General features: G+C 74.8%; 17 protein-coding genes. 9 read left to right on the top strand and 8 right to left on the bottom strand.

All coding sequences use genetic code 11. The features are described 5' to 3' along the window. Window positions 1–15 precede the first annotated feature (15 nt). Window positions 16–2,598 (bottom strand): DEAD/DEAH box helicase, encoded by a 2,583-nt coding sequence (locus ACN9MS_RS03820; RefSeq protein WP_426310791.1) that lies wholly within the window; start codon window positions 2,596–2,598, stop codon window positions 16–18. Between the two features lie 103 nt (window positions 2,599–2,701). Between ACN9MS_RS03820 and ACN9MS_RS03825 the strand changes: the two genes are divergently transcribed. Then, window positions 2,702–3,361, top strand: coding sequence for an SRPBCC family protein (locus ACN9MS_RS03825; RefSeq protein WP_426310792.1), 660 nt, complete (start codon window positions 2,702–2,704; stop codon window positions 3,359–3,361). 72 nt (window positions 3,362–3,433) lie between these two features. Here ACN9MS_RS03825 and ACN9MS_RS03830 read toward each other — a convergent pair whose 3' ends face one another. After that, on the bottom strand, window positions 3,434–4,831 hold the full coding sequence (locus ACN9MS_RS03830) for a M18 family aminopeptidase (RefSeq protein ID WP_426310793.1): 1,398 nt from the start codon (window positions 4,829–4,831) through the stop codon (window positions 3,434–3,436). A 107-nt stretch (window positions 4,832–4,938) separates the two neighbouring features. Between ACN9MS_RS03830 and ACN9MS_RS03835 the strand changes: the two genes are divergently transcribed. Further along, window positions 4,939–5,703 carry an alpha/beta fold hydrolase gene (locus tag ACN9MS_RS03835; protein WP_426310794.1) on the top strand — a complete coding sequence of 255 codons (765 nt, stop codon included), beginning with the start codon at window positions 4,939–4,941 and terminating at the stop codon, window positions 5,701–5,703. A gap of 75 nt (window positions 5,704–5,778) precedes the next feature. Here the strand turns inward: ACN9MS_RS03835 and ACN9MS_RS03840 are convergent, their stop codons facing one another. Then, the gene (locus tag ACN9MS_RS03840) at window positions 5,779–7,206 is read right to left on the bottom strand and encodes a hypothetical protein (RefSeq protein WP_426310795.1); all 1,428 of its coding nucleotides are present in this window, start codon (window positions 7,204–7,206) and stop codon (window positions 5,779–5,781) included. Next, a complete protein-coding gene (locus tag ACN9MS_RS03845; protein WP_426310796.1) occupies window positions 7,203–7,736 on the bottom strand; it encodes a sigma-70 family RNA polymerase sigma factor in 534 nt (177 codons plus the stop codon). The genes ACN9MS_RS03840 and ACN9MS_RS03845 overlap by 4 nt, the downstream gene beginning before the upstream one ends. 232 nt (window positions 7,737–7,968) lie before the next feature. Here ACN9MS_RS03845 and ACN9MS_RS03850 point away from each other — a divergent pair, with 232 nt between their 5' ends. Further along, entirely contained in the window at window positions 7,969–10,284 is a 2,316-nt protein-coding gene (locus tag ACN9MS_RS03850) for a sodium-translocating pyrophosphatase (protein WP_426310797.1), read from the top strand. Window positions 10,285–10,347: 63 nt separating this feature from the next. On the opposite strand, the gene ACN9MS_RS03855 is transcribed toward ACN9MS_RS03850, so the two are convergent. Continuing rightward, window positions 10,348–12,585 carry a glycoside hydrolase family 3 N-terminal domain-containing protein gene (locus ACN9MS_RS03855; RefSeq protein WP_426310798.1) on the bottom strand — a complete coding sequence of 746 codons (2,238 nt, stop codon included), beginning with the start codon at window positions 12,583–12,585 and terminating at the stop codon, window positions 10,348–10,350. A 136-nt stretch (window positions 12,586–12,721) separates the two neighbouring features. Then, window positions 12,722–13,405, bottom strand: a complete 684-nt coding sequence (locus ACN9MS_RS03860; RefSeq protein ID WP_426310799.1) for a TetR/AcrR family transcriptional regulator — start codon at window positions 13,403–13,405, stop codon at window positions 12,722–12,724. A gap of 677 nt (window positions 13,406–14,082) precedes the next feature. Between ACN9MS_RS03860 and ACN9MS_RS03865 the strand changes: the two genes are divergently transcribed. From ACN9MS_RS03865 to ACN9MS_RS03880, 4 genes are all read left to right on the top strand, one after another. Continuing rightward, window positions 14,083–14,793, top strand: coding sequence for a DUF981 family protein (locus tag ACN9MS_RS03865; RefSeq protein ID WP_426310800.1), 711 nt, complete (start codon window positions 14,083–14,085; stop codon window positions 14,791–14,793). A 93-nt stretch (window positions 14,794–14,886) separates the two neighbouring features. After that, on the top strand, window positions 14,887–15,507 hold the full coding sequence (locus tag ACN9MS_RS03870; protein WP_426310801.1) for a hypothetical protein: 621 nt from the start codon (window positions 14,887–14,889) through the stop codon (window positions 15,505–15,507). Between the two features lie 109 nt (window positions 15,508–15,616). Continuing rightward, window positions 15,617–16,153, top strand: a complete 537-nt coding sequence (locus ACN9MS_RS03875; protein WP_426310802.1) for a hypothetical protein — start codon at window positions 15,617–15,619, stop codon at window positions 16,151–16,153. Window positions 16,154–16,257: 104 nt separating this feature from the next. Next, complete coding sequence (locus tag ACN9MS_RS03880; protein WP_426310803.1) at window positions 16,258–17,946, top strand: DUF7059 domain-containing protein; 1,689 nt, start codon at window positions 16,258–16,260, stop codon at window positions 17,944–17,946. Window positions 17,947–17,989: 43 nt separating this feature from the next. Here ACN9MS_RS03880 and ACN9MS_RS03885 read toward each other — a convergent pair whose 3' ends face one another. Further along, entirely contained in the window at window positions 17,990–18,670 is a 681-nt protein-coding gene (locus ACN9MS_RS03885) for a TetR/AcrR family transcriptional regulator (RefSeq protein WP_426310804.1), read from the bottom strand. Window positions 18,671–18,757: 87 nt separating this feature from the next. Here ACN9MS_RS03885 and ACN9MS_RS03890 point away from each other — a divergent pair, with 87 nt between their 5' ends. Next, window positions 18,758–19,729 (top strand): LysR family transcriptional regulator, encoded by a 972-nt coding sequence (locus ACN9MS_RS03890; RefSeq protein ID WP_426310805.1) that lies wholly within the window; start codon window positions 18,758–18,760, stop codon window positions 19,727–19,729. Between the two features lie 118 nt (window positions 19,730–19,847). Further along, window positions 19,848–21,344 carry a S1 family peptidase gene (locus ACN9MS_RS03895; protein WP_426310806.1) on the top strand — a complete coding sequence of 499 codons (1,497 nt, stop codon included), beginning with the start codon at window positions 19,848–19,850 and terminating at the stop codon, window positions 21,342–21,344. 133 nt (window positions 21,345–21,477) lie between these two features. On the opposite strand, the gene ACN9MS_RS03900 is transcribed toward ACN9MS_RS03895, so the two are convergent. Beyond that, entirely contained in the window at window positions 21,478–22,182 is a 705-nt protein-coding gene (locus ACN9MS_RS03900; RefSeq protein WP_426310807.1) for a vitamin K epoxide reductase family protein, read from the bottom strand. Window positions 22,183–22,399: the final 217 nt, after the last annotated feature.

The following is a 22,399-nucleotide window of genomic DNA, read 5'->3' on the forward strand; positions in this document are numbered from 1 at the left end:
CGCGAGGCCACGGTTCTACCTCGCGCGGTCAGGATTCTCGCTCGTGGAGTCGGGGCTGTCGCTCGTGTGGTCGAGATACTGACCCGCCGGGGCGTGGGCGAGGACCGCATCGAGGAGTCGGACGGCGGCGGCCTTCTCGAGCGGGGCGTTGTACGACCCGCACTTGGGGGACTGCACGCACGCGGGACAGCCGTCGTGACAGGGGCAGCGCGCGATCGCGTCGCGTGTCGCGCGGAGCCACGTCGCGCCGAGCTCGAACCCGCGCTCGGCGAAGCCGGCCCCGCCGGGGTAGGCGTCGTGCACGAACACGGTCGCCTCGCCGGTGTCGGCGTGCAGGGCGGTCGAGACGCCGCCGAGGTCCCAGCGGTCGCACGTCGCGAGGAGCGGCAGCAGGCCGATCGACGCGTGCTCGGCGGCGTGCAGCGCGCCGGGCAGCTCGTCGGCGTCGATCTCGGCCACCTCGATCACCGACTGCGGGACGGTCCACCACACGGCCATCGTGGGGAGCGTGCGCTCGGGGAGATCGAGCGTCTCGGTGCCGAGCACCTGCAGGTCCGGGAGGCGGCGGCGCTGGAAGCTCACGACCCGCGAGCACACGTCGACCGGACCGTAACCCCAGCCGACGGGTCCCCACGACCGCTCGACCACCTCGCGCCCCGCCGCGACGTCGCCGTCGGCGGGGTCGTCGACGATCGCGATGGACGTCGTGGAGCGCGACCACGTCCCGTGGTCGACGTCCTGGCGGCGCACGAGCGCGACGTGGTCGGCGAGGTCGAGGTGCTCGACGACGTAGGTGCGGCCCTGGTGGACGTACACCGCGCCGTCGTGCACGGACCCGTCCGCGGACGCGGCGTCGACCGTGCCGAGCAGCCGTCCGGTGCGTGCCTCGGCGACCCGCACGGGGGCGCCGCCCGAGCCGCGCAGGTCGGTCATGCCCGACGCGGGCTGCGCGTGCGTCCAGTACCAGCCGGACGCGCGACGGCGCAGCGCGCCCCGGGCGACGAGCACGTCGAGCAGGCCGCGCACCGCCTCGGGATCGCCGAACGCCGGGAGGTCCTCGGAGCGCAGCGGGTTCTCGGCCGCGGCCGCGCACAGGTGAGGCGCGAGCACGTACGGGTTCGCGGGGTCGAACACGGTCGCCTCGAGCGGGGCGTCGAACACGGCCTCGGGGTGGTGCACGAGGAACGTGTCGAGCGGGTCCTCCCGCGCGACGAACGCCACGAGGCCGTCCGCGCCCGCACGCCCGGCGCGGCCCGCCTGCTGCCACACCGACATGCGGGTCCCCGGCCACCCCGCGATGAGGACGGCGTCGAGGCCCGAGATGTCGACCCCGAGCTCGAGCGCGTTGGTCGTCGCGAGGCCCAGGACGTCACCGGTGCGCACGGCGTCCTCCAGCTCGCGCCGCTCCTCGGGCAGGTACCCGCCCCGGTAGGCGGCGACGCGCCGCACGAGCCGCGGGTCGACGACGCGCACGCTGTCCTGCGTCTGCACCGCGACCGACTCCGCCCCGCGGCGCGAGCGCGTGAACGCGAGCGTGCGCGCGCCCGCGATGACGAGGTCCGCGAGCAGGTCCGCGGCCTCGGCCGTCGCGCTGCGCCGCGGGTGCTCGGCCGCGGCGTCCACCGTCGTCGCGACGGTCGGGTCGTCGTCGTGGCTCTCGGCGGGTCCGTCGGGTCCGGCCGCGGTGGCCGCGTCGAAGCCCACGACGACGGGCGGCTCCCACAGCGCGAACGTCTTGCGACCCGCGGGCGAGGTGTCCTGCGCGACCGTCACGACGTCGTCGGGCTCGACCCCCACGAGGCGGGCCGCGCTGGTCGCGGGGTCGGCGGTCGTGGCCGACGCGACGACGAACGTCGGAGGACGGTCGCCCTCGCGCCCGTAGTGCGCGGCGAGCCGTCGCAGGCGTCTCAGGACGAGGGACACGTGCGCGCCGAACACCCCGCGGTAGGCGTGGCCCTCGTCGACGACGACGTACCGCAGGTCGCGCAGCAGCCTCGACCATCCCCGGTGGTTCGGCAGGAGCGCGAAGTGCAGGAAGTCGGGGTTGGTCAGCACGACGTCGGCGTGCTCGCGGACCCAGCGTCGCTCGTCCTGGCCGGTGTCGCCGTCGCACGTCGCGACCCGCACGTCGCGCGTCCCGGCGGCGTCGAGGAGCCGCTGGAGGCCGGAGAGCTGGTCGGCCGCGAGCGCCTTGGTGGGCGACAGGTAGAGCACCGCGCCGCGGCGCGCGACCGACTCGATGCGGCCGGGGTCGAGGAGGCGCGCGGCGGCGTCGGCCCGGACCGAGGAGAGGGCGGGGAGCCAGAACGCGAGCGACTTGCCCGAGCCCGTCGAGGTGGCGAGCGCGACGTGCCGGCCCGACCACGCGGCGTCGGCCGCGACGACCTGGTGCTCCCACGGGCGGTCGACACCGAGCGCGCGGTACCCCGCCACGAGCGACGCGTCCGACCACTCCGGCCACTCGCTCTGCGTGCCCGCCCGCGCGGGCAGCTCTCGCACGTGCAGCAGCCGCTCGTCGCGCCGCCCGCCCGCGCGCAGCACGTCGAGCAGGGCCGCGCTCGTCGGTCGCAGCGAGGTGGGGGCGGGGGCGTGCGGCACGCCTCCGAGTCTCCCACCTCCGGCCCACCTTTCGGCCGACGGCGGCCGCGCTCGGGACCTCCGGCCCTCGCGCCGGGCACGCCGCACGGCCGAGGATCGGGTCATGGGAGCGGTGCGCAGGTTCCAGGTCGTGGCGACGACGGCGCTCGCCGTCGGGGCGCTCCTGCTCACCCGGCGCATGACCCAGACGTGGGGCACGTGGGAGGGCGAGCACGAGTGCGTGCTCCCGGGCGACGACCTCGTGCCCGACGCGGGGGCCGTCGTCGCGACGCGAGCGGTCACGGTCGACGCGCCGCCGTCGCAGGTCTGGCCGTGGCTGGTCCAGCTCGGCCAGGGCCGCGGGGGCTTCTACTCCTACGACGTGCTGGAGAATCTCGTCGGCCTGGGCATCTGCAGCGCCGACGCGATCGAGGAGCGCTGGCAGGGGCTGGCGGTCGGCGACGACGTCCACCTCGCCGACGAGGCCGTCCTGCGCGTCGCGGCGCTCGAGCCGGGCTCGCACCTCGTGCTGCTCGGCGCCCCCGGCCCGGGGCAGCCGGACACGATGCCGTTCCGGTTCTCGTGGGCGTTCGTCGTCCGCCCGCTCCCGCCGGGCGAGGACGGGACGCCGCGGTCGCGCCTGCTGGTCCGCGAGCGCTACCTCCCGCTCGGCACCGCTGGCCGTGCCGTCGTCGAGGCGGTCCAGCCGGTGAGCTTCCTCATGACGCAGAAGATGCTGCGCGGCGTCCGTGCCCGCGCCGAGCATGCGGTCGTACCTCGTTGACCATGCGGGTGTGCCTCGTCAGCGGCATGTGACGGGAGGTCACCGCATGCTCGGCGTGGCTGTGGTGGCGGGTCAGCCGCGGAAGATCTCGACCACCGCGCGGGAGAGGTACCACGGGTCGACGACGGCGGTGAGCTCGCGCGCGGAGTGCATCGAGAGGATGGGGACGCCGACGTCGACCGTGCGGATGCCGAGGCGGGTCGCGGTGAGCGGCCCGATGGTCGAGCCGCACGGCACGGTGTTCTTCGACACGAACTCCTGGCTCGGCACCCCGGCGCGCGCGCACGCGCGGGCCCAGGCCGCCGCGCCGTGCGCGTCGGTCGTGTAGCGCTGGTTGGCGTTGATCTTGAGGATCGGGCCGCCGCCCGCGAGGGGGCGGTTCGCGGGGTCGTGACGCTCGGGGTAGTTGGGGTGGACCGAGTGGCCGACGTCGCTCGACACGCACAGCGACGCCGCGAGCTGGCGGTGCCGCTCCTCCTCCGTCGCGCCGAGGCCGGCCGCGACCCGGGCGAGCACGTCGGCGAGGAACGGGCCCGACGCCCCGGAGCGCGACTCCGAGCCGATCTCCTCGTGGTCGAACGCCGCGAGCACCGGGATCACCTCGCCCTCGACGGGACCGTTCGGCGTCCCGGCGACCTCGAGCAGGGCGACGAGCCCCGCGTGCACGGAGAGCAGGTTGTCGAGCCGACCGGACGCGAGGAACGCGCCGTGCGCACCGAAGACGCGCGGCGACTGCGTGTCCGCGACGACGACGTCGTACCCCGCGACCTCGCTCGCGCGCACCCCCGCGTGGTGCGCGAGCTCCGCGAGCACGTCCCCGCCGCTCGTCCCGTGCGCCGCGCCCGCGGCGTCGGACCCCGCCGGACCCGACGCCGACGCGAGTCCCCACACGGGCTGCGTGTGCTGCTGCTTGTCGAGCGCGAGCCCGTCATTCGCGGCCCGGTCGAGGTGGATCGCGAGCTGCGGGATGCGCAGGAGCGGGCCGGTGCGCACGAGGTGCTCCACGCCGTCCGACGTCACCAGCCGACCAGCGAGCTCGAGCTCGCGGTCGAGCCACGAGTTGAGCAGCGGACCGCCGTAGACCTCCACGCCCGCCTGCCACCAGCCCTCGCGGCCCACGCTCGGGCGCGGCTTGAGCTTGAAGCCGGGGGAGTCGGTGTGCGCGCCGAGGACCGCGAACGGCGTCGTCGCGGTCGCGCCCGCCGGGACCGCCCAGGCGATCACGGCACCGTCGCGCACGACGACGTACCGCCCGCCCGCGGGCCCCTCGCCCTCGCCGCCGGTCGCCGACGGCCACGCCGCCGTCTCGTCGAGCCGCTCGAAGCCGACGGCCTCGAGCCGGCGCGCGACCTCGTGGGCCGCGTGGTACGACGACGGGGACGTCTCGACGAACGTCGCGAGGTCCCGCGCGTGCGCGTGCGCGCGCTCGTGGTGGGACGGGTCGGTCACGGGGATGCTGGGCGTGGACACAGGCTCCACCCTACGCACGCCCAGCACCCGTCCGTAGGGTGTCGCCGTGGGACGCGGTGGTCGGTCGAGCGTCGCAGGAGGACCGTCGAGGGTGGAGGGGAGGGGCCGTGACCTGGATCGTCCTGCCGGGCCTGGCGCTGACCCCCGAGGACTTCGCCCCGCTCGCACGCGCCCTGGGCAGCGCGGCTGACGACGTGCGCGTCCTCGACGCGTGGCGCACCCCCGTGACGGGCCCGGTGGACGCGATCCGCGGCACGCTGGGGATCGACGGTTCGCGCCCGGTCCGCGTCGTCGGCCACTCGGTGGGCGGTCTCGCCGCGATCGAGTGGACGCTGCGCTACCCCGAGGAGGTCCGTCGGCTCGTGCTGCTCGACCCGACGAGCCCCTGGGAGCCCCACGTTCCCGCGCTGCACCCCGGCCGTCCGCTCGCCCGTGCGGGGTCTGCGGCCGCCCGCATCCTCGCGGGTGCGCTCGCGGCGGCGGGCCCGGCGCTCCGGCGGGAGGCCGTCCGGTGGGTCGCACGGGGACCGGACCCGCTGGCGGCGGACGTGGCCAGGAGCCGCTACGGGGTCCGCGCGACGTGGCCGATGCTCGCCGACGAGTGGTTCGCGAGCTGGGCGCAGGCCCCGCGCGTGCGCGCCCTGGTCGACGGCGGGCGCCGCCTCCCGCCCGAGGCGAGCCCGCTCCTCGTCACGGGCCTGCGCCAGAGCGCGCGGTTCCTGCACGAGCAGCGCGAGCTCGCCGAGCGGCTCGGGATCCCGCGCGTCGGTCTCGCCGGGCAGGGCCACCTCTACCCGCTCACGCGGCCCGACGTCGTCGCGCGCCTCGCGCTGGGGGGCGGCCACGGAGGGAGGGTCAGCGTCGTGGCGTGATCGTGTCCACCGGGAGGACCACCACGACGCCTGCGCGCAGCGGCCCGGCGTCGAGTGTCACCGGGCCGCCGACGCTCAACGGACGACGAACGACGCCGGCTCGGAGATCAGCCAGCCGTCGAAGAGAGGAACGTCGTCGGCGGTCTGGATGGCACCCCAGGAGCCGTCCTCCTGCAGCAGGCTGTACGAGGTGATCGTCCAGGGCAGGAGCCCGTAGTAGGTGTACGTACCGGGGGGCAGGGTCCTACCGGTGGCGGCGCCGTCGTCACACCGGATCTCAGCCGAGTACTCGAACGACACCGGTTCCTCGGCGGCGAGCTCCGTGGTCCGCAGGTCCGCCGACGTCCGCGAGCTCGACCTCGTGGAGCTGACGATCGTGCCGTCGCGCACCACGACGTAGGCGTTCGCCGTGGTCGGGTAGGCGGCCTGGACCTGGGCGAGCGAGTCGCCGTAGAGCATCGACGCACGCGTCGTGGTCGTGCGCGTCCCCACCTGGATCACCCCCGGCCGAGCGAGGTACGCGAGGAGCGTGGTCGACGGGGTGGGCGCGGGCATGCCGCACTCGAGGTCGGCGGACGTGGGCCCGGACGGGAACGTCGTGGTCGGCCCCGTGGCCGCGTGCACGAGGGGGTCCGGCGCCTCAGGCCCCTCCGCCTGCCCGGGATGGTCCGCCGGTTCGACGACGACCGGCACGGTGCTGGAGACCAGCCAGCCGTCGAAGAGCGGCGTCGCGCCGCCCGCGCCCGACGGTGACTGCACGTCGCCGCCGGGCTCCGCCGCGTGGGGCAGCACGGTCCAGGGCACGATGACGGCCAGCTCGTACTCGCCGGGCGACAACGAGGGCGACTCCCCCACCCCGTAGAGGTCGCAGACGGCGAACGAGTCGACGGCGAGGGTGAGGGGGACGACGGACCCGGCGGCGAGCTCGGTCGGTGCCTCCTCGTGCGCCGGGTTGGGCCACCGGGCGGTGGTCGACACGACCGTGCCGTCCTGGACCAGCACGTAGCCGGCGCGCACCGTGGGGTCGAGCGCGACCACGTCGGCTCCGTCCTCGACCCGGAGCTGCGCGACGACGTCGGTCAGCCCGGGCGAGCGCGCCGACCGGGGAGCCGTCTCGACGGCCACGGTCGCGAGCAGGTCGGCTCCGGTGGCGGCCGGGGCCGGGCTGCCGCAGCGGAGGTCGTCCTCGGTCACCGGCGCGGGGAAGTCGGCCGGGCTCGTGGGGTCAGGGTCCGTCGGCGTCGGGTCCGGGCTCGGTGCGGGCGCCGGCAGGAGGGGCTCGGGGCCGCGGTCCCAGGCCGCCGTGACGCCCGCGCCACCGAGGACGAGCGCGAGCGCGGCGGCGGTGCCGACCAGCGCCGCGCGGCGGCGGCGGACCCGTCGCACGGCCCCGTGCACGCGCTCGTGAGCGATCGTGTCGGCGACCGTCGGGTGCACCGCGTCGGCGACGGAGCGCAGAGCGCTCTCGAGGTCGAGGTGCTCGTCGTTGATGGGCCGGTTCATCGTGCACCTCGCTGGTTCTTCACGGTCAGGTCGTCGTCGGTCGCTCGGACCGGGCCCAGTCGGGCGGCGAGCTTGGCGTTCGCGTCGCTGAGGTATCGCTTGACGGTCCCTTCGCTGATCCCGAGCTGGGCGGCGACGTCACGGACGGGCAGGTCGCTGAAGTACCTGAGGACCACGCACGCGCGCTCTCGGGGCGAGAGCGCGTCCAGCGCCTCCACGACGTCGAGGCGCGCCTCGGGGAGGTGCGTCGTGTGCGCCTCGGGGCGCGGACCGAGCAGGTGCAGCACCCCGTCCCACCGCTTGCGGCGGCGTGCGCCGTCCACGAAGGCCGTGAGGATCGAGCGGCGCACGTAGCTCTCGGCGAGCTGGAAGTCCGTCGCGGCGCGGCCGCGGCGAAACGTCCGGAAGAGGGCGTCCTGGACGAGGTCCTCCGCCTCGGCGGCGTCCCCGGTGAGGAGGTAGGCGTACCCCACGAGCGCCCTCCGCCGCGTGCGGACGATCTCGTCCAGCACCGTTTCCCAACGCGCCATCGCGCATGCCTCCTGCTTGTCGTGAACACCGTCGCCCTTCTCAACGACCGTGTCGAGCATTCGGTTGGGGGTCGCGCGCACATTCCCTCACGACGTGGTGCAGCACGAGCAGAGGCCCGCTTGTGAGGCCGTGCACGAGTGGTCGTGACGTGCGCCACACGTGCGTAGACTCACCCCCATCGCTCCGGCAGGGGACCGGCGCGACGGTCGCGCGGTTCGTCAAGGAGGACGGATGCTCACGCTCGGTTCGGAAAGTCTCACCATCGTCGCCGTCATCGCGGTGATCGCGCTCGTGGCGCTGGCCTTCGCGTTCGTCCTGCGCAGACAGGTCCTCGCCGCGGACGACGGCACGGCGAAGATGCAGGACATCGCCCAGGCGGTGCAGGAGGGCGCCGGGGCGTACCTGAGCCGCCAGTTCCGCACGCTCGCCCTGTTCGCGGTGATCGTGTTCGGCCTGCTGTTCCTCCTGCCGGGCGACGGCGGGATCCGCGTGGGGCGCTCGGTCGCGTTCCTCGTCGGCGCCGGGTTCTCGGCGGCGATCGGCTACCTCGGCATGTGGCTCGCGGTGCGGGCCAACGTGCGCGTCGCGTCGGCCGCGACCCGGCCGGGCGGACGCACCGAGGGCGCGCGCATCGCGTTCCGGACGGGCGGCGTCGTCGGCATGTCGGTCGTCGGCCTCGGCCTGCTCGGCGCCGCGGGCGTCGTGCTCATCTACAAGGGCGACGCCCCGGCCGTGCTCGAGGGCTTCGGCTTCGGCGCCGCGCTGCTCGCGATGTTCATGCGCGTCGGCGGCGGCATCTTCACCAAGGCGGCCGACGTCGGCGCGGACCTCGTCGGCAAGGTCGAGCAGGGGATCCCCGAGGACGACCCGCGCAACGCGGCGACGATCGCGGACAACGTGGGCGACAACGTGGGCGACTGCGCGGGCATGGCCGCCGACCTGTTCGAGTCGTACGCGGTGACGCTCGTCGCGGCGCTCATCCTGGGCAAGGCCGCGATGGGCGAGGAGGGGCTCGTCTTCCCCCTGATCGTCACCGCGCTCGGCGCGCTCGTGGCGGTGCTCGGCGTCTTCATCACGCGCGTGCGCGGCCAGGAGAACGGGCTCAAGGCCATCTACCGCGGCTTCTACCTCTCCGCGCTCATCGGCGCCGTGCTCGCGGCCCTCGCCGCGTTCGTCTACCTGCCGTCGTCGTTCTCGGCGCTCGACGGCACCGCGGACCTCGGCGACCTGTCGGGCCTCGCGGCCGACCCGCGCGTCGTCGCGAGCCTCGCGGTCGTCATCGGCATCGTCCTCGCGGGCATCATCCTGTGGATCACGGGCTACTTCACGGGCACGACGTCGAAGCCGACGCTGCACGTGGCGGCCACCTCGCGCACGGGTGCGGCGACGGTCGTCCTGTCCGGCATCGGCGTCGGGTTCGAGTCCGCGGTGTACACGGCGGGCGTGATCGCCGCCGCGATCTGCGGCCTGTTCCTCCTCGCGGGCGGCTCGGTGTGGCTCGCGCTGTTCCTCGTCGCGCTCGCCGGGTGCGGGCTGCTCACGACGGTCGGCGTCATCGTCGCGATGGACACCTTCGGCCCGGTCTCGGACAACGCCCAGGGCATCTACGAGATGTCGGTCGGCGAGTCCGGCGACGGCGACGCGGAGGCGGCGCAGATCCTCACGGACCTCGACGCGGTGGGCAACACGACGAAGGCCATCACCAAGGGCATCGCGATCACGACGGCGGTCCTCGCCGCGACCGCCCTGTTCGGGTCGTACGCCGACGCGGTGAGCCACGCGCTCGCCGACGTCGAGGCGGTCGGGAGCGGCCTCGTCACCGCCATGCTCGACTACCAGATCATCTCGCCGATCACGCTCGTCGGCCTGATCCTCGGTGCCGCGACGGTCTTCCTGTTCTCCGGCCTCGCGATCGACGCCGTGACGCGGGCCGCCGGGGCGATCGTCTTCGAGGTGCGCCGCCAGTTCCGCGAGCACCCCGGGATCATGACGTTCGAGGAGCGCCCGGAGTACGGCAAGGTCGTGGACATCTGCACGCGCGACTCGCTGCGCGAGCTCGCGACGCCGGGCCTGCTCGCGGCGTTCGCACCCATCGCCGTCGGCTTCGGTCTGGGCGTCGGACCGCTCGCCGGCTTCCTCGCCGGGGCGATCGGTGCGGGAGTGCTCATGGCCGTGTTCCTCGCCAACTCGGGCGGGGCGTGGGACAACGCGAAGAAGATCGTCGAGGACGGCGCGTACGGGGGCAAGGGCTCCGAGGCGCACGCGGCGACCGTCATCGGCGACACCGTCGGCGACCCGTTCAAGGACACGGCCGGTCCGGCGATCAACCCGCTCATCAAGGTCATGAACCTCGTGTCGGTCCTCATCGCCCCCGCCGTCGTGCTCATGAGCGTCCCGGAGGACGCGAACCACGCGCTGCGCATCGGCATCGCCGTGGTCGCGGCGGCGATCGCGTTCGGCGCGGTGATCATGTCCCGCCTGCGTGCGGCGCGGGTCGACCGCGAGCAGTCCACGCTCGAGCCGGAGCGCGTGGCCACGGGGGCCTGACGGTCGGTCGACGGACGAGGACGCCCGGGACGTTCCGACCCGGGCGCCCTCGGCGCGTCGCGGTCAGCCCTTGACGGTGAAGGGAGCGCGCAGGAGCGCGTCCTCGCGGGACGACGGGCCGACGCGGAGCTCGAACTCGCCGGGCTCGACGACCCGCCGGCCCTGGGCGTCGACGAGCGTGCAGTCCGCGACGGGCACCTCGAGGTCGACGACGGCGGACTCGCCGGGGGCGAGCGCGACCTTGCGGTACGCCTTGAGCTCCTTCTCGGCCCACGTCACGGACGTGACCGTGTCGCTCACGTAGACCTGCACGGTCTCTCGGACGGGCCGCGTGCCGGTGTTGGTCAGCGTGACCTGGGCACGGACGACGTCGTCGGGGCCGTGCACCGAGCCCAGGACGCGCAGGTCCGCGTAGTCGACCGTCGTGTAGCTCAGGCCCTCGCCGAAGGCGAACGCGGGGCTCTGCGTGAGGTCGGCGTACCGGTCGCCGTGCTGGCCGCGGACCACGTTGTAGTACGTGGGCTGCTGGCCGGCGTGCCGGGCGAACGAGATCGGGAGCCGGCCCTCGGGCTCGATCTGCCCGAGGACGAGCTCGGCGACGGCCTGGCCGCCGCGCATGCCCGGGTTCGCGGCCCAGACGATCGCGGCCGCCTCGTGCGCCGACGGCGGCAGGACGAGCGGCTTCGACGCGACGACGACGACCACGACGGGCGTGCCGGTCGCGACGAGCGCGTCGAGCAGGGCGACCTGGCCGCCGACGAGCTCGAGCGTCGCGGTCGACTTGCCCTCGCCGACGAGCTCGATCCGGTCGCCGACGACGGCGACGACGAGGTCCGCGTCGCGCGCCGCGGCCATGGCCTCGGCGATCTGCGCGTCGTCGGGCTCGGCGGGCACGACGACCTGCGGGCGGGGCTGGCCGTCGGGGAACAGCTCGCCCTCGGGGTCGGGCTCGAGCGTGAGGATGTCGGCGCCGCGTGCGTGCGTGACGGTCCAGCCCTCGGGGACGAGGGCGCGGAAGCCGTCGAGGACGGTCGTGGTCATCTCACGCGGGTGGCCGTCGGGCAGCCAGTCGGCCTGGCCCGACGCGCCGGCCCAGTCGCCGAGCTGCGTGTGGTCGTCGTCCGCGTTGGGCCCGACGACGGCGACCGTTCGCCCGCCCGTGAAGGGGAGCGTGCCGTCGTTCGCGAGCAGGACGAGGGAGCGCCGCGCGACCTCGAGGTTGACGGCGGTGTGCTCCGCCGAGGCGATGACGGCCTCCTGGCGCGCCACGTCGGGGCGCCGCGGGTCCTCGAACAGGCCGAGCCGGAACTTGAGCGTGAGGATGCGGCGCACGGCCGCGTCGATCGCGGCCTCCTCGACGAGGCCGCGGGCGACCGCCTCGAGCGCGCCCTCGAAGAACTTCGGCGTGGTCATGATCATGTCGTTGCCCGCGCGCACGGCGGCGGCGGAGGCGTGCACGTAGTCGGGCTGGATGTGCTGCTCCCAGACCATGCGGCCCACGTTGTCCCAGTCGGTGACGAGCGTGCCGGTGTAGCCCCACTCGCCGCGCAGGACGTCGTCGAGCAGCCAGCCGTTGACGGTGACGGGCACGCCGTCCATGGACTGGTAGCCGAGCATGAACGTCGCGCAGCCCTCGCGCGCGACGCGCTCGAACGGGGGCAGGAACCAGGACCGGAGCTTGCGGGGCGAGATGTCGGCCTCGCTCGCGTCGCGGCCGCCCTGCGTCTCGGAGTAGCCGGCGAAGTGCTTGGCGGTCGCGAGGATCCCGGTCGGGTCCGCGAGGCCGTCGCCCTGGTACCCGCGGACCATCGCCGACGCGAGCTCGCCGATGAGGTACGGGTCCTCGCCGAACGTCTCGTCGACGCGCCCCCAGCGCAGGTCGCGCGCGATGCACAGCACGGGGGAGAACGTCCAGTGGATGCCGGTCGCGGCGACCTCGACCGCCGTGGCGCGGGCGACCTGCTCGACGAGCTCGGGGTCCCACGTGGCGGCCATGCCGAGCTGCGTGGGGAAGATCGTCGCGCCGACCCAGAAGGAGTGGCCGTGGATGCAGTCCTCGGCGACCAGCAGGGGGATGCCGAGGCGGGTCTGCGTCGTGAGTGCGTGCGCCTCGACCACGTTCTGCGGAGAGGTGTGCAGCAGCGACCCGGCGTGCTTGTCCAGGACCGCGGGCCCGATGCCGTCGCGCGCGTCGAGCTGGAGCATCTGCCCGACCTTCTCGGGGAGCGTCATCCGCGCGAGGAGGTCCTCGACGCGGTCGGCCACGGGCAGAGCGGGGTCGAGGTAGGGGAGGGTGCTCACGGACGGTCCTTCCACGGCGACGGCGACGGTCGCCCGGGGCGGTGCGGGTCGGGGGGGTCGCCACCGACGCGCTCGGGAGCCCGGGCGCGGCCACTCTACCGGTAAAACTGAATAACCGGTAAGTAAGTTTGAAGCCTCAGTGCCAGTGGTCCAGGAAGCGCGCGACCGTCTCCGTCGCATGGTCCAGCACGCGGCCGTCCTCCGCCGCCGCCGCGGAGAGCAGCGCCGCGTCGACCACGTGCGCCACCAGGTCGACGTCCGTCACGTGCGCGTGCCCCGACGCGTCCAGCACGGTCCGCGCCGCGGCGAGCAGACGCGGCCGCGACGCGCGCATGATCGGCCGCAGCGCCGGGTCGCGCATCGCCGTGAGCATCGGGTCCAGCCGCACGTCGACCACCGTGTCGTCCACGTGCGGCGCGTACAACGTCTCGATCAGCTCGCGCGCCGTCGCCGCGCTCGAACGAGACTCCCGTGACAGCGCGTCCGCCCGCACCTGCGCCGCCGTCGCGCGGACGTCCTCGGCGGCCTCGACCGCCGTCGAGACCAGCGATGCGCTCGTCGGGAAGTAGTACGACGCCGAGCCCTGCGGCACGCCCGCCGCGCGCGCCACCTGGCGATGGGTCACGGCACCGAAGCCCTCCTCGATGAGCAGGTGCGCCGCGGCCTCGACCATCGCGCGCTGCCGCTGCGCGCTGCGCCCCTGCACCGTGGCCCGCGCGCCGTGCGCCGGGTCGTGGAGCGTCCCGCGCGTCGTCCCGGCCACGGCGCTCTCTCCGTCGCGCTGCGCTGCCCGGTCGATGGTGCCCGCTCCGTCGTCCACGGGGCCATCGTAGTGACGCCGACACCGCCCGCTCGGAGTCGACGACGGTGAACCCTGGTCGGGCGAGGGGGAACCCTGGCTGGCCGAGGTAGAGCCGTGGTCGCGCGAGGTAGAGCCGTGGTTCTTGTGCTCGACGGCGTGGGGCTGGGTGGGGTGGTCGGGGTGGGTGGTGGTGCCGCGTCTACCATCCGCCGCTCGTTCCTCGCGGCTCCCGCCAGGCCCGCCACGACGCGGCACCACCACCCACCCCGACCGGCGTCGACTCGCCCTGGTCTCCGCTCGGCCGGGCGACTACCCGCGGTGTCGATTCGTCCGTTGCCGTGCCGTGAGGTGCCTCGCGCGGGCCAGCGCAGGGCCGGCGCGGGTCGACCGACCATCCGGCTGCGGCGGGCGACCTCGCCGCCGGGCACGACCACGGTTCTACCTCGTGCAACCACGGTTCTACTTCGCGCGACCTGGGTTCTACGTCGGATGACCCTGGTTCTACTTCGCGGGCGTGCGGTTCTCTCTCGGCGGGGCAGGCGGGACTCGCCGTCGAGCAGCAGCGCCACGATCTTCCTGCTTCGGCAGCGCGAACGGATCGGGCGTAGTGGGCGAGGAATAACCTATACGTGCGTATGGTTATTGCCCTCGAGTCGCGAGTGCGGCTCGTGGGAACGAACGAGGAGTGGACAGAGATGGTCGCCGCCGAGGGGCTCGTCATCGACTGGGCGCAGATGCCCACCTACAACACCGTGATGTCCGTCGCTGTCGGCGCTGGGCTGATCCTGCTCGTCATGCTCGGCCGGGAGCTGCTGCGGTCGCCGGGGAAGGTCGTCGTCGAGGGGTGGTCGCTCGCGTTCGGCGTGCTGGGCACGATCCTCACGGCGACGGGGCTGCACATGACGCTCACCTGGCCGCTCGCCGCGGGTGGCTTCCCGTTCGACAACATCATCTTCGGCGAGACGAGCCTCGCGTTCGGGGTGCTGCTGCTCGCGGCGGCGTTCTACCTGTGGACCCGGGGCCGGGCGGCGCTCGAGCGCGCGGACGCGACCGAGCACCTTCAGGCCGTGGCCCGTCCCGTCTCGGTGTTCGTGCTCGGCATGGGCCTCGGGCTCGTCGCCATCGCGATCGCGGGCGTGACGTACCAGCTCTTCGCCGCGCCGCCGGAGGAGCCCATCTCGGGCGCGTTCGCCGCCTACCCGCTCGTCGAGGCGACCTTCATGTCCGGGCTCATCGCGCTCGTCGGCGTCGGGGCGATCCTCTTCCCGTTCGCGGTGCGTTCGGGTCGCCGCGCCGTGCGCACCGTCATCGGGTGGGCCTGGGGCCTGTCCGGGGTGGCGTTCCTGCTGTTCGGTGCCATGAACTTCTTCACCCACATCGGGCTCATCGTCAACACGATGGGCTGACGGCGGGCCGACGCCGAGCGGCAGGCCAGGACCCCGTGAGCCGGGACGGCTCGCGGGGTTCGCCTCGCGCGGGCGAGGCGTCATCATAGGGCCATGCAATCACCGGTGCGCGTCGTGGCACACGCCGCGGTCCTCGCCGTCGTCGCCGGGCTCTGCCTCGCCGTCGTCGCGAGCGGCGCGTTCGACGTCGTGTCGCTGCCCGACGCGGCGCCCGCCGCCGCGCCGTCCCCGCCCGCCGCGGCGGAGGACGACGACGCCGCCCCGGTGGACGACGGCGGCGGTGCGGACACCCCGGGGGCCGTGCCCGACGACGGAGCGTCCGAGCCGGGGGACGGGGGAGACGGCGCGACGGCGGACCCCGCCGCCCCGACCGCCGTCGACCCGGTCTGCCGGGACGCGGAGGTCGCGTGGGGGGCCGCGGCCAAGGCGCAGGTCAACCTCACCGTCGAGCACCCCGAGGCCCTGGTCGACGGGTTCACGACCGCGCGCGACACGCTCGCGGGGACCACGCCGCCGGAGGAGATCGCCCGGGACTGGGCCGTCGTGACGACCTATCTCACGATGATCGCCGACGAGGTCGAGGCGACCGGCGCGCGCGACACGGGCGAGCTGTCCCGGGCGATCGACCGCGTCGGGCGGCGCATCGACACGGGCGCGCTCACATCGTCGTCGCAGGCGGTCACGGAGTTCTTCCGGGCCGGCTGCACCCGCTAGACCGTCGGGCCCACGAAGTTCACCCGGTGGCGCTCGACACATGGGGAGGGGTCCCCACCTCGGCGATTTGGGGGCGCGTGAGGCGCCCGCATGGGAAACCATGGGTCCCATGCGCAACCGACTGACGATCACCAAGAGCACGACCGCCCTCGCGACGAGCGCCCTGCTGGTGCTCGGCCTGGCCGCCTGCAGCGGCTCGGGCGACGACGCGAGCACCGACTCCGAGACCACCGCGTCGGAGGAGACGACCCCGGCCGAGGACGAGGCCAGCGACACCACCGAGTCGGAGGAGCCCACGGAGGAGGAGTCCGGCGACACCGAGGCGTCGGGCGACTTCTGCACCGCGTACGAGACCCTCATCGACGCCCAGAGCTCGCTCGGGTCGATCGACACGAGCGACCCGGCCGGTGCCGTGACCGAGTTCGAGACGTTCACCGCGTCGCTCGAGGCCGCCGAGGCTCCCGCCGAGATCAGCGCCGACTGGGACAACGTGACCGGCGTCTTCCGCCAGCTCACCGACACCCTCAAGACCGCGGTCGAGGACCCGGCCAGCGCCGACATGTCCGCCATCACGTCGGCCATGACCGACGAGACCTTCCAGACCTCCGCGCAGAACGTCGCGGTGTACGGCACGCAGAACTGCTGACCGACCCTTCACCCACCCGGACCCCGGCCCGCCTCGGCGCGCCGGGGTCCGGTGCGTCCGGGGTAGGACCGACCGTCCCCGGACGGATCCGCGAGGATGGACCTATGCCTCCCGCCGACGCCGCCCCTGCCTCCGCCGCGCCCGCCTGGTCGGACGCCGTCGTGAGCCCGCCCCCGCCCGGTGCGGGCCTGGCATCGGCGGAGCTCGCGGAGGCCGCGGCGACGCTGCGCGAGGACCTCGCGGCGGCGGGATTCACGGTCGACGGCGTCGAGCGGGTGCTCGGCCCGGTGGCCTCGGCCGCGCTGCACCGCGAGCAGGCCGTGCCGGCGCGGCGCGCGCTGCGGGGCCGCGATTCCGACCCCGTGGCCGCCCTGGCCGCGCTGTTCCTCCTGGGCGACGACGTCCCGCGCGCCACGCTCGACGCGGCGCTCGGGCGCACGGGGGTCGACGGCGCGCGGCGGCTCGGTCTGGTCGAGGCCGCGGGCGCGGCGGACGACGACGCCGTGCGGGCCGTCGTGGACCTGCGGCCGTACGCGGCGTCGGACGCGGCGGGTCCGGTGACGTGGTGGCTGTCGTCGGACCTGGGCGAGCTCGCGACGGGTCGACGGCTCGCCCCGGACCACGTGCTCGGCGCGGGCGGGGCGTCCCTGACGCTCGCGCAGGTGACGGTCCGCACCCCGGTCGGGCGCGTGCTCGACCTCGGGACGGGTTGCGGGATCCAGGCCCTGCACGCCGCGCGACACGCGCGGTCGGTCGTCGGCACCGATATCTCGCGCCGCGCCCTGGGCTTCACAGCGTTCAACACAGCGTTCAACACAGCGTTCAACGCGGCGATCAGCACGGTGCCCGACGCCGGGGTGGCGGGGCCGGGCGCGCCGATCGAGCTCCGCGCGGGGTCGATGCTCGAGCCCGTGGCGGGCGAGCGGTTCGACCTGGTCGTGTCGAACCCGCCGTTCGTCATCACCCCGCGCGTCGGGCGCGACGGTGCGGACGCCCTGCCCGAGTACGAGTACCGCGACGGCGGGCGGGCGGGCGACGACGTCGTGCGCGACCTCGTGACGGGCGTCGGCGCGGTGCTCGCGCCGGGTGGCGTGGCGCAGCTCCTCGGCAACTGGGAGCACCGGCGCGGCGTCCCGTGGGACGAGCGCGTCGGGGCGTGGCTCGACGCGGCGGGGCTGGACGGCTGGGTGGTCCAGCGCGAGGTGCAGGACCCGGCCGAGTACGCCGAGACGTGGATCCGCGACGGCGGCACGACCCCGGAGCGGGAGCCCGCGGCCTGGGCCGCTGCCTACGCCGCGTGGCTCGACGACTTCGCGGCGCGCGACGTGGAGGCCGTCGGCTTCGGGATCGTGACCCTGAGGCGCCCGCTCGACGGCGCGCGCCCGACGCTGCACCGGCTCGAGGAGCACACGGGTCCCGTCCGTCAGCCGCTCGGCGCGCACCTCGCGGCGTCGCTCGCGGCGCACGACTGGCTCACCGCGCGTGACGACGACGCCCTCGCCGGTGCGCGCCTCGTCGTCGCGGCCGACGTGACCGAGGAACGGTTCCACACTCCGGGCGCTGCGGACCCGACGGTCGTGCTGCTCCGGCAGGGCGACGGGCTCGGCCGGGCCGTCCAGGCCTCGACCGGGCTCGCGGCGCTCGTCGGCGCGAGCGACGGCGAGCTGACGGTCGGCCAGCTCGTAGGAGCGATCGCCGCCCTCTTCGAGGTGCCCGCGGCCGACCTCGCCGGCGAGCTGCTGCCCGCGGTGCGGGGCCTCGTGCGCGACGGCTTCCTCGCTCCTGCCGCGTAGCGCGGGGGTCGCGGTCACCCCGCGTCGTCGGGCGCGCCGGGCCTCAGACCCCGGTCGCCGGGTCGTCCAGGCCGGCCCGGGACGGTGCCCCGAGCGCGGCGAGCAGCGCGTCGATCGTGCGTCGCGTCACGGCGACCATGTCGACGCGGTCGGGGTCCAGGAGCCACTGGACCTGGAGCCCGTCCATGACCGCGACGATCGCGGCCGCGGCCTGCTCGACGTCGGTGCCCACGGGTACCTCGCCGCGATCCAGGGCCTCCTCGAGCGCGCGCTCGACCAGGGCGCGCAGGCCGACGTAGCGGTCGCGGAACCACTGCTGCGCGGGATGCCCGTCGGTGACGGACTCGGCCGAGAGGACCGCGTAGAGCTGGGTGATGCCCGGCCGCGCGACGTTGCGCGCGACCGTGTCGACGAGGTGGTCGAGGTACGCGAGCCCGTGCGGACGGGACGACGCGCGGGCGGGACCGTCGTCGCCGTCGTCCGCGTCCTCGGCGTCGCGCGCGTGGAGGAGGGCGGTGAGCAGCCCCTCCTTGGTCCGGAAGTGGTGGAGGATCGCGGGCGCGGAGATCCCCACCTCGTCGGCGATCTCGGCGAGCGAGGCGCCGTGGTAGCCGCGCGTCGCGAACGCTGCCGCAGCCACGTCGAGGATCTCCTGGCGGCGACGGCCGCCACGACCACGGGAGCCCGGGGTCGGGGGGACGCCTGCGTCGTCGTCGGCGCTCACGGGGGCAGCCTATGCGCTCGCGCCGTCCCCGAGGCCGGCGGGACCGCCGCGAGACAGGGCGGGGCCGCACCGATACGTTCAGGTCGCATGGACCTCGAGGTGCGTCACCTGCGCATGATCGTGGTGGTGGCCGAGTCGGGCAGCGTGACCAAGGCGGCGGCGTCGCTCGGTCTCGCCCAGCCCGCCCTCACCGCCCAGCTCAACCGGATCGACCGCGCGCTGGGCGGGTGCGTGTTCACGCGCGACCGCCAGGGGGCGCGCCCGACAGAGCTCGGCGAGCTGGTGCTGCGCCACGCGCGCGTCGTGCTGCCCGCGATGGCGGCGCTCGTCGACGACGCGCGGCGGCACGTGAGCGACCGGGCGACGGCGGGGTCCGTCCGCGTGGGGACGGTGAGCTCCGCGATCGGCGGGCTGTTCGCGAGCCGCCTGCACGCGGCCCTGCCCACGGCCCTCGAGGTCGACGACCTCCTCGTCACCACGGCGACGTCGTGGTCCGTCGAGGAGACGGCGGAGCGGCTGGCGAGCGGGACCCTCGACGTCGCGCTGGTCGGCATGTGCGACGACGCGTCGCCGCCGACCGACGGAGGACTCGTGTGGACGGCGGTGTCGACGGATCCCGTGTTCGTCCTCGTCGACGAGTACCACCCCGTCGCGGCGCGGGACGCCGTGGGGCTCGGCGAGCTCGCCGACGCGCTGTGGCTCACGGCTCCGGGCAGCGGGTGCTTCGAGCGGTGCTTCGTGAGCGCGTGCGTGCGAGCGGGCTTCACGCCGCGGGCGATGGGGGAGTCGGACCGGACGTCGTGCATCGACCAGGTGCGCGGCGGCCACGCGGTCGCGCTCGTCCAGCCCGTGCTGCTCGACGCGCCGGGCGTGCGGACCGTCGCCCTCGACGGGGCTCCGCTGCGCTGGACGCACCACGTGGGGTGGCGCCGCGACGCGGCGGAGCGCCTGCCGGTGGACGTGATCGCGCGCGCCGCCGCGGGGGCCCACCGCGACGCGGTGCAGCGCTCGCCGCGCTACCGGCGCTGGCGCGCCGAGCACCCGGTGGAGATCGCGTAGGGGCGCTCCCGCACATAGCGCCCGCGTATGACCTGACCGTGATCTGGGCGCGCCCTGGACGCCTCCCTAGCGTGGCCCTCGACCGGGCCACCCGGGCCCGGCGAAGGGAATGGACGACATGACACGACCACTCCGCAGGAGGATCGCCGCGGTCACCGCCGCCGCGACGCTCCTGACGGGCGCGGCCGCGACGCACGCCGTCGCGGGCACGCCCGCCCCCGAGGACCAGCGCGCGACGGTGCGCGCGGCCCCTAAGACGACCCCCGGCCTGGAGCGCGCGCTGCAGCGCGACCTGGGCCTCAGCGCGCGGGACGCACGGACGCGGCTCGCCTTCCAGTCCGACGCGGCGGGCACCGAGGCGGCGCTCGAGCACCGACTGGGTGCCGACTACGCGGGCGCCTGGGTCGACGACGCCGCGAACGTCCTCTACGTCGGCGTCACCGACGCCGCCGACGCCCGCGCGGTGCGGGCCGAGGGCGCCACCGCGGTGAGCGTGGACCACACGCTCGCCGACCTCGAGACCTGGCGGGCGACGCTCGACGGCGCGCTCGCCGACGACCCGGCGGCGCTGCCGGGCTGGTACGTCGACGTGACGCGCAACCGCGTCGTCGTCTCCGTGCGCGACGGCGGCGAGGCCGACGTCGCCGCGCAGGTCGCCGCGGCAGGCGTGCCCGCGGACGCGGTGGCGTACGAGGAGACGGCGGAGACCCCGCGCCCGCTGATCGACGTCGTCGGCGGGAACGCCTACACGATCGGCGGCGGGAGCCGGTGCTCCGTCGGGTTCGCGGTCCAGGGCGGGTTCGTCACCGCCGGGCACTGCGGCTCGACCGGCGCGCGCACGTCCGGCCCGGCCGGCACGTTCCGCGGGTCGAGCTTCCCCGGCAACGACTACGCCTGGGTCCAGGTCGACGCGGGCAACACGCCGGTGGGCGCGGTGAACAACTACGCGGGCGGCCGCGTGGCCGTGGCCGGGGCGACGCAGGCGCCGGTCGGCGCGTCGGTGTGCCGGTCGGGCTCCACGACGGGCTGGCACTGCGGGACGGTGCAGGCGTACAACGCCTCGGTCACCTACCCGCAGGGGACCGTCACCGGGCTCATCCGCACGAACGTGTGCGCCGAGCCGGGCGACTCCGGCGGGTCGCTCATCGCGGGCAACCAGGCGCAGGGCGTGACGTCGGGCGGGTCGGGCAACTGCAGCTCCGGCGGCACGACCTACTTCCAGCCCGTCGGCGAGATCCTGTCCGCGTACGGGCTCACGCTCGTCACGAGCGACGGCGGGGGCGGCGACCCCGAGCCCCCGACGGGCTGCACCGGCCACGCCCGGACGTACTCCGGGACGCTCTCCGCCGGGGCGACGGCCGTCCAGCCGAACGGCTCGTACTACACGGCCGCGACGTCCGGGACCCACCGCGCGTGCGTGACGGGCCCGAGCGGGAGCGACTACGACCTGTATCTCCAGCGGTGGAACGGGTCGACCTGGTCGAGCGTGGCACAGTCCACGTCGCCGGGGGCGAACGAGTCCCTGACGTACAACGGCGCGGCGGGCTACTACCGGTTCGTCGTGCACGCGTACGCAGGCTCGGGCGCCTACTCGCTGGGCGCCACGACCCCCTGACCCGCCCTGACGGTCCCCGACCGTCCGATCGCCGAGCACGAGGTTGCCGTCGTCCCCGTCCTCTGTCCGGGAGCAACCTCGTGCTCGGTGGCGTGCAGGGCCGTGTTCGGCGAGGCCCGCCGCACGGGGGCCGTCAGGCCAGCAGCGCGGGGCCGTACTTGAGCACCACGAGGATCGCGAGCGCCACGAGCCACGCGGCCACCAGGTACCCGTAGGCCCCTGAGCGGACGAAGCCGAGCATCCGTGCCTGCGCGGCCCGCGGCAGGTACAGGTTGTCCTCCAGGACGTTCCAGTGCAGGAGCGACGCGAAGACGAGCGTCGTCGAGACCGTGATGAGCAGGCACCACGGGCACAGCGCGCCGATGACGAACATCGACTGGTAGAAGAGCCAGTAGGCGAACACGACGCCCAGGAAGTACACGCACTGCGCGGCGAAGAGGAACCAGCGGGGGAACCGCGTGCCGCCGAGCGCAGCGACCGCCGTCGTGATGACGATCGGCTCTGCGACCAGGCCGAGGAACGCGTTGGGGAAACCGAACACCTGCGCCTGCCACGACTGGGCGACCGTCCCGCACGACAGCACGGTGTTGACGTCGCACGCGAGCGTGGCGGTGGGGTTGGCGGCGAGGAGCACGGCGTCGTACGACAGCACGAACGCCGCGGTGAGGCTGAGCAGGCCGAACAGCAGCATCTCGCCGAACAGCACGCCGCGGGAGTGGGTCCAGCCGGTCGGGCGGGCGAACGGGTCGAACGCCGCGTCCTGCACACGCTCCGTGCCCGACGGCGTCCGGTCGCCCGGTCGCGCGTCGTCCGTCAGGGCGGTGGTCGTTCCGGTCACGGGCGGTCCTCGGGTCCGCGGGGCCCCGCCGGGTCGGGGGACGCCCGGGCGGGCGGGCAGAAGGTGGCGCCGGCCGACAGGGTGGGCGCGCTGCCGGCTCGGCGCCGCACCCAGGTTACGAAGCGCGCACCCGCCGCCGACAGGGACCATGGTCCCGGATCCGGGACCCTCGCTCAGGCCGCTGCCGAGGCGAGGCACCCGCGCTCGACGGACGCAC

Source organism: Cellulosimicrobium sp. E-16, from assembly GCF_049913115.1.
Classification (GTDB): domain Bacteria; phylum Actinomycetota; class Actinomycetes; order Actinomycetales; family Cellulomonadaceae; genus Cellulosimicrobium.

Bases quoted from the DNA above. Each gene is read 5' to 3' on its own strand.
- ACN9MS_RS03825 (WP_426310792.1), top strand. From the start codon at position 2,702: ATGGGAGCGGTGCGCAGGTTCCAGGTCGTGGCGACGACGGCGCTCGCC.
- ACN9MS_RS03840 (WP_426310795.1), bottom strand. From the start codon at position 7,206: ATGAACCGGCCCATCAACGACGAGCACCTCGACCTCGAGAGCGCTCTG.
- ACN9MS_RS03845 (WP_426310796.1), bottom strand. From the start codon at position 7,736: ATGGCGCGTTGGGAAACGGTGCTGGACGAGATCGTCCGCACGCGGCGG.
- ACN9MS_RS03850 (WP_426310797.1), top strand. From the start codon at position 7,969: ATGCTCACGCTCGGTTCGGAAAGTCTCACCATCGTCGCCGTCATCGCG.
- ACN9MS_RS03865 (WP_426310800.1), top strand. From the start codon at position 14,083: ATGGTCGCCGCCGAGGGGCTCGTCATCGACTGGGCGCAGATGCCCACC.
- ACN9MS_RS03870 (WP_426310801.1), top strand. From the start codon at position 14,887: ATGCAATCACCGGTGCGCGTCGTGGCACACGCCGCGGTCCTCGCCGTC.
- ACN9MS_RS03875 (WP_426310802.1), top strand. From the start codon at position 15,617: ATGCGCAACCGACTGACGATCACCAAGAGCACGACCGCCCTCGCGACG.
- ACN9MS_RS03880 (WP_426310803.1), top strand. From the start codon at position 16,258: ATGCCTCCCGCCGACGCCGCCCCTGCCTCCGCCGCGCCCGCCTGGTCG.
- ACN9MS_RS03890 (WP_426310805.1), top strand. From the start codon at position 18,758: ATGGACCTCGAGGTGCGTCACCTGCGCATGATCGTGGTGGTGGCCGAG.
- ACN9MS_RS03895 (WP_426310806.1), top strand. From the start codon at position 19,848: ATGACACGACCACTCCGCAGGAGGATCGCCGCGGTCACCGCCGCCGCG.